General features: G+C 71.4%; 6 protein-coding genes. 3 read left to right on the forward strand and 3 right to left on the reverse strand.

Annotated features, from left to right (window positions below):
• Positions 1–111: 111 nt before the first annotated feature.
• Entirely contained in the window at positions 112–753 is a 642-nt protein-coding gene (locus ABD327_RS18185) for a TetR/AcrR family transcriptional regulator (protein WP_344451636.1), read from the forward strand.
• Here the strand turns inward: ABD327_RS18185 and ABD327_RS18190 are convergent.
• Together ABD327_RS18190 and ABD327_RS18195 are read right to left on the reverse strand one after the other, a co-directional pair.
• A complete protein-coding gene (locus tag ABD327_RS18190) occupies positions 711–2,357 on the reverse strand; it encodes an amidohydrolase (protein ID WP_344451637.1) in 1,647 nt (548 codons plus the stop codon). The genes ABD327_RS18185 and ABD327_RS18190 overlap by 43 nt on opposite strands.
• 45 nt (positions 2,358–2,402) lie before the next feature.
• Positions 2,403–3,203: an SAM-dependent methyltransferase gene (locus ABD327_RS18195; protein ID WP_344451638.1), complete on the reverse strand. Its 801-nt coding sequence runs from the start codon at positions 3,201–3,203 to the stop codon at positions 2,403–2,405.
• 209 nt (positions 3,204–3,412) lie between these two features.
• Here ABD327_RS18195 and ABD327_RS18200 point away from each other — a divergent pair, with 209 nt between their 5' ends.
• Positions 3,413–4,537: a glycoside hydrolase family 183 protein gene (locus ABD327_RS18200; RefSeq protein ID WP_344451639.1), complete on the forward strand. Its 1,125-nt coding sequence runs from the start codon at positions 3,413–3,415 to the stop codon at positions 4,535–4,537.
• A gap of 191 nt (positions 4,538–4,728) precedes the next feature.
• The gene (locus ABD327_RS18205) at positions 4,729–7,197 is read left to right on the forward strand and encodes a hypothetical protein (RefSeq protein WP_344451640.1); all 2,469 of its coding nucleotides are present in this window, start codon (positions 4,729–4,731) and stop codon (positions 7,195–7,197) included.
• Positions 7,198–7,208: 11 nt separating this feature from the next.
• On the opposite strand, the gene mltG is transcribed toward ABD327_RS18205, so the two are convergent.
• Positions 7,209–8,331 (reverse strand): endolytic transglycosylase MltG (mltG, locus tag ABD327_RS18210; RefSeq protein WP_344451642.1); only part of this gene is annotated, 1,123 nt, incomplete at its 5' end.

An 8,331-nucleotide genomic window follows, 5' to 3' on the forward strand; every position in this document is an offset into this window, starting at 1 on the left:
GCCTGGTTTGAGGTTCCTTGACGTGAAACGAACCTGACCGTTTAGGTGCTTAAGCTCTATTTGCACGATAGATGTCTGTATTGGGGGTTTGATTCGTAGGCTGAGGGGATTATGGACCAAGCCCTGACGAAGGACCAGATCGTCGAGGTCGCCACGCGGCTGTTCGCGGGCCTCGGCTACGACATGACCTCCCTCGAACTCATCGCCGACGCCGTCGGCGCGCCCAGGTCGTCCGTCGAGGAGCTGACCGGGGGCAAGCGCGAGCTCTACCTGACCGTGATGGAGCGGGTCTTCGAGGCCAAGCGGGTCGAGATACAGGCCGCCGTGGACGGGGCCGCGTCGGAGTACGAGGCGGCGCACCGGATCGCGGACGCCTACCTGGACTTCTACGCCCGCGACCCACAGCTCCTGGCGTTGTGGAGGCACCGATGGGTGTCGGACGCCGCCGAGCTCACCGACATCGAGGACCGCTTCATGCGTCCCCTGCTGCGTCTGGCCGCCCGCAAGGTCCGCAATGTGGTGCCGGAGGACCTCGGCCCCCACGCGTTCCTGGGCGCCGTGCTGTGGAACATCAACGGCTTCCTCGGCACCGGCCTCCTGGCGCCGGAGCGGGGGATGAAGGGAAGCGAGGACCGCGAGGCCCTGAAGCAGTTCCGCGCCGTGCTGCACATCGTCATCGACCGGCTGCTGGCCCCTCCTCCGGACTCCGCTCAGGCGTCGGGCGCGGCGTGGACGCGGGTCCCGTCGACGTAGGTGAGGGCGACGCGGGTGTCGCCGACGGCCTCGGCGGGCCCGGCGAAGGGGTCGCGGTCCAGGACGACGAGGTCGGCCCGGTGGCCCGGACGCAGGCTGCCGGTGTCGTCGAGGCGGTTCACGTGGGCGCTGCCCGCCGTGTAGGCGGCCAGCGCGGCGGTGAGGTCCAGGGCCTGCTCGGGCAGGAAGGGCTTCTCTCCGTGGCCGTGGACGACGCGGTTGACGGCGACGTGGACGCCCTGGAGCGGGTCGGGGCTGCTGATCGGCCAGTCGCTGCCCGCCGCCAGGGTCGCCCCGGCCCGGAGGAGGTCGCCGAAGGGGTACTGCCAGGAGGCGCGTTCGGGCCCGAGGAACGGGATGGTCAGCTCGTCCATCTGCGGTTCGTGGGCCGCCCACAGGGGCTGGATGTTGGCGGTGGCGCCGAGCTCCCGGAAACGGGGCACGTCCTGGGGGTGGACGACCTGGAGGTGGGCCAGGTGCGGGCGGGTGTCGCGCCACCCGTTGGCCTCGCGGGCGGCCTGGACGGCGTCCAGCGCCTCGCGGACGGCCCGGTCGCCCAGGGCGTGGAAGTGGACCTGGAAGTCGAGCGCGTCGAGTGAGGCGACGTACTCCCTGAGCGCGCCCGGCTCGACGAAGCTGATGCCGCTGTTGGCGGTGGCGCAGCCGCAGGCGTCCAGGTAGGGGCCGGTCATCGCGGCGGTGAAGTTCTCCGCGATGCCGTCCTGCATGATCTTCACGGTGTCGCAGCGCAGCCGGCCGTGGGTGAGCCGCTCGCGCCGCTCCAGCAGGTCGGGGATCTGCTCGGCGCCCCGCCCGCGGGTCCACCACAGCGCGCCGACGACGGACGCGGTGAGCAGGCCGTCGCGGGCCGCGGCCAGGTAGGCGCCCGAATGGTCGGGGTAGCCGTCGGTGCCGGCGAGCATGGCGTCCTGCCAGGCCGTGATCCCCAGGCCGTGCAGGAGTTCCTGGGCGCGCAGCAGTCCGGCGAGGTACTCCCGCTCGGTCGGCTCGGGAATGTGCCCGGTGACCAGGGCGATGGCGCCCTCCTGGAGCATGCCGCGGGGGGAGCCGTCGGCGTCCCGCTCGATCCGGCCGTGCTCGGGGTCGGGGGTGGCGGCGGTGATCCCCGCCAGCTCCAGGGCCCGGCTGTTGACCCAGGCGCCGTGGTGGTCGCGGTTGACGAGGTAGACGGGCCGGTCGGGGACCACCGCGTCGAGCAGGTCCCGGGTGGGGACCCCGCCGTCGAAGCTCTCCATCGACCAGCCGCCGCCGACGATCCACTCCAGCCCGGGGTTCGCGTCGGCGTAGGCGCGGATCCGCCGGAGGTACTCCCGCGGGTCGGTGGTCCCCGTCAGGTCGCACTGGCCCAGCTCGACCCCGCCCGCCACCGCGTGGATGTGGGCGTCCTGGAATCCGGGGAGGAGCGGCCTCCCGCGCAGGTCCACGACCTCGGTGCGCGGCCCGGCCAGCTCCTTGACCTCGTCGTGCCCCACGGCGAGGATCCGGCCGTCGCGCACGGCCAGGCTGGTGGCCCGCGTGCGCGCGGAGTCCATGGTCAGGACGGGGCCACCGGTGAACAGCAGGTCGGCGGGCGAGTACATCATGGGAACACTCTCCCACCGGTCCGCGTGGAACCGGGGGCGGACGCCTCAGGGGCGCCGCCCTACGCCCGCGTAGACGGGGGCCTGTTCGACCGGGCGCGGTTCGACGCCCGGCAGCGGACGCCAGTGGCCCGCGTGGACCACGCCGGGATCCACCAGCTCGAATCCCTCGAAGAACGCCGTCACCTGCGCGCGGTCGCGCAGGAACAGGGCGCTGCTCGCCCGCTGGGAATAGGCGTCGGCCACCGCCTCGGAGTTGTCGCGCTCGATGTCGGAGGTGCCGTGGGAGAGGGCGAGGTGACCGCCGGAGGGAAGCGCCGCGTGGATCTCGGCGACGAGGGGATAGGGGTCCTGCTCGTCGGTGAAGAAGTGCAGGACGGCGCTGAGGAGGACGGCTACCGGACGGGTGAAGTCCAGCACCTCGCGGGCCCGCTCCAGGATGTCCCCGACGTTCGCGAGATCGCCTTCCATGATGGTGACGTTCTCGGTGCCGACCAGCAGGGCGCGGCCGTGCGTCATGACGATGGGGTCGTTGTCGACGTACACCACCCGGCAGTCCGGATCGACGGCCTGAGCCACCTGGTGCACGTTCTCCCGGGTGGGGAGCCCCGCCCCGATGTCGAGGAACTGGCGGACGCCGGCCTCCTCCGCCAGATACCGGACGGCCCGTCCCAGCCAGGCCCGGTTCTCCTGAGCGGTGTCTGGAGCGTACGGGTACATCGCGGTCAGCAGTCGGACGACCTCGCGATCGGCGGCGTAATTGTCCTTGCCGCCGAGCATCGCGTCGTAGATCCGGGCCGGAGAGGGAACAGAAGGATCGATGCCCCGAGGTGCGGTCTCGTTCGTCACTCCGTGATCCTAGGCTCCTTCCGTTCTGGCGCACCATGAGAACGGACGGTGGAAAGCGGAGCCATTCCCGCAGAATCCGGTTTTGTCTTTCAATGGCGGGTGACGGCCCTTTTGGTGGCCAAAGTGACTGGAGTGGCCGGTTTCGGACTGGGCCTGGTCCCGGGAACGGCGAACAACGATGATCACGGGAGTCTCTCGGGGAGGTTCTGGTGGTCCGGAAACTGTTCGCCACGCTGTGCGCGGCCCTGGTGGCGGCGGTGCCGTCCGTGGCGCGGGCGGACGTCCCGCCGCCGGCCAAGGTGCTGTCGAACTTCGAGACGGCGGCGCCGGGCAACGTCGCGAGCCGGGACTGCGGCTACAGCGAGAAGCTGCCCGGCCTGCAGCAGAGCCTCTGGCTGTTCTGCGACTCCGTGTGGTCGGGGACGTCGTCCGGGTTCTGGCTGGGCGCGACCGCGGCCCGCGGCCCGTTCACGGCGGGCCAGGTGCCCACCGGGCTGACCGAGCTGCCCACCCCGCCCGCCGCGGTGGGGACGCTCCCCTCCAGCCGGCCTCCGGCGGGTTTCCTGCCGAAGCCCACCGGGCTGGTCCTGCCGGACGGGACGCCCTGCTCGGTGCCCGGCTCGGCCTACTCGGCCTCCTGGATCAGCGGGGTGGCGCGGGAGCCGTCCACCGCCGATCCCAACAAGCTGCTCATCGTCTACGCCGACGTCTGCGTGCACCCGGGCGGCCTGCCCTCCGAGGGTTTCGGGCTGGTCGAGTACCTCCCCTCGTCGAACACCCTGAGCGGCCAGACGAGGGTGTTCACCCAGCTGAGCGGGCTGCCGTTCCAGAAGATCCTCGGCTCCCCGGTCTTCCGCGGCGGATACCTCTACCTCTACGGCTTCACCTGCGACTCGAACGCGTGGGGGGCGTGCGGGGCGGGCAGGACGACCGTCGCCAGGGTCGCGGCCGACCCGACGTCCTGGAGGAACGGCTCGGCCTACCGCTTCTGGACGGGGAGCACGTGGAGCTCCGACCACACCGCCGCGGCGTCGGTCATCCCCTCCGCCACGCCGCTGGCCGTCCACGTCGACGACTTCAGCGCTTTGGGCAAGGGCCTGATCCTGATCGAGCAGCCGGACATCTCGGGTGCCTTCCGGGTCTGGCAGGCGAGCTCGCCCACCGGCCCGTGGACGCAGCTGACCACGGGCACCGCGCCCTGCGGCGCCCAGTCGGGACTGAACCTGTGCCGCGCGTACTTCGGCCACCCGGAGCTGAGCACCTCGTCCTCTCTGATGATGTCGTATTACGACCCCACCGATGACCACGTCTCCGTCATGTCCGTGCCCTGGTGAAAAGCCGGCGCGTGATCTTAAAGAGGTCGCGGCTGATCTCGGATTCGCCTTCCCGGCCGGTGATGGCGCCCGAAACTCGGTTGTCACCGTGCTTCCGATGAATGTCAGAAAGAAGAGGATCAACGACATTCCAGGGGCTATGGTGAGAATTCAGCAAGCGGTGGTTCCGGGGGCGGAACCGAGGAGCTGGGGTGATCCGGGCGGAGTTCGGTTGGGCGCTCCGGGCCAGCCACGAGGAGTACACGGTGCTCGCCTCGGGCGGCCCGGTGCCGGGTGCGGGGGACCTCGCGGAGGCCTTCTCCCGGTGCGCGCCGGACGCTCCGGCGGACGGGAAGGACGAGGATCCGCCGTCCCGGGTCGTGCTGGACGGAGTCCGTGACGGCCGATTCGGGCTGACCTTTCACGAGTGGTCGCGTGATATCGACGCGGTCGGACGCCCCATTCCGCTCAGCCGGTACTTTTCCGTTCCTTACGCGGTTCTCGCGAGCGGCGGAATCACCTACCGGGATCTGTACGCGGCGCTTCACGCGGTGGAGCAGCCCCGGAACGGCGGAGCCCTGCGGATCGAGCTGCCCGGGACTCCGGCGGGGGAGCAGGCGGCCGCGGTGGGGCGTTTCGGATTCGGGAGGGTCGCCGCCGCCGCGTCATCGCTGCTGGACGGCCCGGTGACCGTCACCCGAGCCGAGGAGCTCACCGTCGAGGAGCGGCTGGCCTTCTTCGACGCGGTGGCGGCGCTGCTCCCGTACGGGCGCCGCGCGCATCTCGTCGCGAGCACCTGGCACGACGGAGCCGGGGGGGCCGGAGGGGAGCCCGGCCTGGCCTTCGCCGCGCGGACACTGGACGGCTCGTCGGAGCTGGACTGGAGGGCGCCGTCCCCGGCCGTCGGGACCACGGCCGCGGCCGGGTACCTGCGGCGGCTGTCCGAACTGGCGGAGAGACGGCCGCCGTCCGCGATCGTGGCGTACCTCGCGGAACGAACGGAGCCGCTCGCCGGAACGGACGCGGCCCGGACCTTCCAGATCCTGGACGAGCTGGATATGCCGGACGCGGTGCTGCGGAAGGCGAGGGAGGGGCGGTTCTCCTACGACGCGCTGCACAGGCTGTTCGCGTCCGGCAGGTTCCGGGAACTGCCTTCGGACGAGGACCGCCGGTACCTGTTCAACGAGCTGGTCCTCCGGGGACGCATCGAGGACCTCGAGGTGGTCGAGCCGCTCTGGACGGAGGCCGGGGGAGACTTCGAGGCCCTAGCCAAGGCCGCGCGGGCGAAGCTGTGGCGGCTGGAACCCGAGCCGGCGACGGTGCGCTACCTCTGGTCGGCCGAACGGCTGGGGTTCGCGGACGCCTTCCTGGCAAGGCTGACCGAACGCCCCGACCCCGAGAGGAGCCTGGAAGGGGCCCCGGGCGGCGAAGCGGCGGTGGCGCGACTGGTGCGCACCCGCAGCAAGGCGGAGTACACGCTGACGTTCAGCGCCCTGGCAGGCAACGGGCCGGTTTCGTACGAGCTGTTCCACCAGTTCGCGTCCGAGCCCGGAACGGACCTGGACGACTGGTACGAGCGGCTGAAGCGGTTCGTCCCGGCGGAGGTCCTCCTGCCGTTCTTCCGCGTCCTGCGCGAGGACGGCGCGCCCGTGGACGCCGACGCCCTCTCCAGGATCGCCGCCCGGGGGCCGGGCTGCCTGAAGATGCTGCTGCGTACGGCGGCGGCCGGCGGACGGCTGGAAGGGGTCCTGCCCGCTTTCGCCGCCCTCCTGTCACTGGGGGCCATTCCGGACCCCGGTTTCTGGGCCGTCGAACTCACCGCGCTCGACTCCGCCCGAGCGGGAGAGCAGGGCATGCTCGACGCGCTCCTGATGCGTCTGGACGGCCCGCCCCGCCACCTGGAGAACGCGGCGGCGGGCGACTGGCCGAAGTACCTGGAGGCGTTCGAGCTGATCTGCGGCCTCCCCGGCATGGCGGACCCCGTCGCAGCCCGGCTCACCGACCACCTGCGCGACTGGTCCTGGCAGCGGGACCCGCGCCGCGCGGCCGCCGTGCTCGGGCTCGCCTCCGCCCGGGAGGACGTCCCGGACCTGGCGCGCGTGCTCCTCGCGGGCCGCGCGGCAGAACCGTCCCTGATCGAGGACGCGCGGTACGCGTCCTGGCGCCGGAGGGTCCTCACCCGCCTGCCGTACCTCGCGGCGGAGGAGGCCGCGCTCACGCTGGCCGCCCTGCGGCCGGAAGCCGAACCCGAACAGGTGGCCAGGCTCTGCGCCGAGGCCATCGACCGCCGCACTCCGCTGGAGGAGGTGGTGGACCACCTCACCGGGTCGGCCTGGCGGCTCGGCGGCGACCAGGTGGTCCGCCTGCTGAACGGCATCCGGCACGCGTTCACGACGCTCGGCTGGACCCGTCCGGACGCCGAGGAGTTCGCACTGGCCCTGGCCAGGGCGATCGTGCGGACCCGGCACCCGGCGCTGGTGGAGGAGATCCGCGAGCACACCGCCCGCCAGACCCTCCTGGAAATCGAGTACCAGTACCAGCTCCTGCAGAACGTCATGATGGACCCGCTGGACGACGAGGTCCTCCACCTGTCCGACCGGACCCGCGCGGACCTGGTGGAGCTCGCCGAATGGGTGATGTCGCTGGCGAGGTCGAGCAGGTCCCGCACCTGGTTCGGGTGAGCCGCGGCCCGTCAGTCCTTCGGCTGGGGGTTGGCCGCCAGCCACTTCTCGAACTTCGCCTTGAGCTTGAGGAAGTGCTCGTAGCTCACCGCGTACTCGGTGAGCCGCTCGTCGGGGTCCGTCGCCACGAAATACAGCCACTTCTCACCCTTGGTCGGGTTCAGCGCGGCCTCGATGGCGGCGGTGCTCGGGCTGCCGATCGGCCCGGGCGGCAGTCCGTCGTTGAGATAGAGGTTGTAGGGCGACTTGATGGCCTGGTGCCTCTCCCGGACGTCGAGCGTCCGCTTCTGCCACGCGTACAGCAGAGCGGTGTCGAACTGGATCCGCATGCCGGCCTTCAGGCGGTTCTGGATGACCCGCGAGATCTTCGGAAGGTCCTCGGGACGTCCGGCCTCCGCCTCGACGAGGCTGGCCACGGTGACGACCTCGGCGGGGGTGAGCCCGACCTTCGCGTCACGGCCGAAGTCGATGCTCCGCGTCTCCTTCTTGAACCGGGAGACCATCATCTTGAGCAGCCGCGCCGCGGTCGCGTCCGGCGGCAGGTCGTACCGTCCGGGGTAGAGGTACCCTTCGACCCTCCCCTTGGCGGAGGCCGGAAGCCCGAGTGAGCGCGGGTCGACCTTCTTGAATTTCGAGACCGGGATCCCCGTCGCCTTCGACAGCTGCGTGTAGATCTCCAGAGCCCATTTCCCGGGGGCTATGTCGATGATCCCGGACCGGGCCTTCGGGTCGAGCATCAAGGTCACCGCGGCCTCGGCGGACATCTGGCGCCGCAGGACGTAGAAGCCGGGTTGGAGCCCCTGGAGCCTGGTCCCGGCCGCTTGGACGAACGCCTCGACGGACTTGACGACGTCCGCCTCCACCAGCGTCCGCCCCACGTCGGCGGTGTAGTCGCCCTCCACCACTTCGACGGTGACGCTCCCGGACCCCTGTCCGGAGTGGTCCGGCGCCCCCGTCCGGTCCATCAGCTCGGTGTAGCCGAAGTAGCCGGCTCCGCCGAGCGATGCCAGGAGGATGAGCACCGCGAGCGCGGTCACCGTTCCGCCGGCCCACCGCCCCTTGGGGGACCGCTTCCTGCCGGACCGCCTCTCCCCGGGGGGCCGGTGCTCTCCGCCGGGCCGCCGGGCCGGCGGC

It is taken from the genome of Actinocorallia aurantiaca (genome assembly GCF_039533685.1).
GTDB lineage: Bacteria > Actinomycetota > Actinomycetes > Streptosporangiales > Streptosporangiaceae > Actinocorallia > Actinocorallia aurantiaca.